Origin of the sequence: Microcoleus sp. CZ3-B2, assembly GCF_036705055.1 — a bacterium.
Lineage (GTDB): Bacteria > Cyanobacteriota > Cyanobacteriia > Cyanobacteriales > Microcoleaceae > Microcoleus.
This window is the reverse complement of record NZ_JAUBTN010000019.1, coordinates 103414-104829: the sequence shown is the minus strand read 5'-3', so window position 1 is coordinate 104829 and position 1416 is coordinate 103414. Positions and strand designations below refer to the sequence as shown.

Sequence of the window (1416 nt, the reverse complement as noted above, 5' to 3'; positions counted from 1 at the left end):
CATTAGTCATTAGTCATTAGTCATTAGTCATTAGTCATTAGTCATTAGTCATTAGTCATTAGTCATTAGTCATTGGGAATTGGGAATTAGTAATTGGGCGGAGCGAAGCGGAGGGATTGGGAATTAAGCAATTCTCCCACTCTCCCACTCTCCCACTCTCCCACTCTCCCACTCTCCCCCTCTCACACTCTCCCCCTCTCCCACTTTTCCCTTCCCTTTCTAAGAACGCTGATATCGTAAGGCATCGATGGATTGGGCGGTGAGAAATACTCCTAGAATGATGTAACTGGCAAACATAATTAAACTGCTGGTATCGAAAACTCCCTTGACAAGATTGGTGTAATGTGTTAGTAGCGATAACTGTGCTAATGCGACTCCGAAGGGGCCGCTAATACCGACGGCGGCGGCATCAATTACCCACAGAAATAATACTAGAGTGAAGGTGAGGATGGCGGATAAAATTGTGCTGTCTGTGAGGGAGGAAATAAACATTCCGAGGGACAATACTGCTGCTGCTAGGAGGATGAGGCCGCCGTGTCCTAACAGGAGGACACCGGCGGGTACGGGTGGGGTTGATGAACTGAGGGCGATCGCCTCGCAGAAGAGCAGGGGCAACAACATTGTGGTGTAAAATGTCAAAACGCCGAGGAGTTTGCCGGTAGCAACGGCCCAGTTTGTTAAGGGCGATGTGGCTAAAAGTTCTAGGGTTCCGCGCTTGCGTTCTTCTGCGTAAAGTCCCATTGAAAGTGCGGGTAGCACGAACAGTGAAAGGGAACCCATGATTCGCAGAAATAGTTGGAGAAATTCGTAGGCTACGTCGATGGGAGGTTCGGTAATTCCCATTTGATCTCGCTGGGCGATTTGGGGAATTAACCCGTCGGGGGCGAGGAGAATGGCGATTAAGAAGTAGCCGGTAATCAGCCAAAAGACGGCGGCGATGGCGTATGCTAATGGCGATGCAAAATAGCTTTGGAGTTCTTTGCGATAAATGGCGATGATATTACTAATCATTACTAACCTGGGAATTGGGGATTGGGGATTGGGTAGTTGGTAATTGGTTCATTCTGTTTTGTCGGCTGGTGGGTTTGGTTCGCTGTCTTTGGTATTTTGGGGATTTTTTTCTATTTGTCGCTTTCTGGTAAGGGGTGGCGGTTCTGGTTGAGAATCGCTAGTCGGTTGTGGCTTTTTTTTAAGCTTCCGGTTTGTTACAACTGGGGGTGGTTCTGGTTGAGAAGGTTGTCTAGATTTTACGATTTGTGGAATTTCGAGATTTTCGACAATCGGTTCTGGTTGATAAATTTCTCTCGACTCTAGGATTTGTGGAATTTCGAGATTTTCAACAATCGGTTCTGGTTGATAAATTTCTCTCGACTCTAGGATTTGTGGAATTTCGAGATTTTCAACAATCGGTTCTGG

Annotated in this window: 1 protein-coding gene and 1 pseudogene; both read right to left on the bottom strand. The window is 46.8% G+C overall.

The window, feature by feature from the left end; all coding sequences use genetic code 11:
- Positions 1-219: 219 nt before the first annotated feature.
- Entirely contained in the window at positions 220-1011 is a 792-nt protein-coding gene (locus tag QUA97_RS11605) for an ABC transporter permease (RefSeq protein WP_194012477.1), read from the bottom strand.
- Between the two features lie 48 nt (positions 1012-1059).
- Positions 1060-1416, bottom strand: a pseudogene (locus QUA97_RS11600) (ATP-binding cassette domain-containing protein); the annotation flags it as partial.

What these genes read in the sequence shown, in the direction of transcription:
- QUA97_RS11605 (WP_194012477.1), bottom strand. Translation starts at nt 1,011, where the DNA reads ATGATTAGTAATATCATCGCCATTTATCGCAAAGAACTCCAAAGCTAT.